Here is a 251-nt window from a genome sequence, read left to right on the forward strand (position 1 = left end):
TCACGCGACCCGCGCGCTTGGCGTGAAGGTTGTCAATCCCGGCGGCATTTCGGCATTCAAGTTCAACCAGCGCAGTCTCGATGTCGACGAGCACCATACGCACTACGGCATCACGCCTCGCGACGTGCTGCATGTGCTCTCGCGCGCGCTCACCGATCTCGGCGTGCCGCACCCGCTGCATATTCACGCAAGCAATCTGGGCGTGCCAGGCAATATTGATTCGACGCTTGCCACCATCGATGCGCTCGAAG

The 251-nt window shown here is 61.4% G+C and carries 1 pseudogene; it reads left to right on the plus strand.

The window, feature by feature from the left end:
* Positions 1–251 (plus strand): annotated as a pseudogene (locus tag SB753_RS39625) (formylmethanofuran dehydrogenase subunit A); the annotation flags it as partial.

Origin of the sequence: Paraburkholderia sp. SIMBA_053, from assembly GCF_046534895.1 — a bacterium.
GTDB lineage: Bacteria > Pseudomonadota > Gammaproteobacteria > Burkholderiales > Burkholderiaceae > Paraburkholderia > Paraburkholderia caledonica.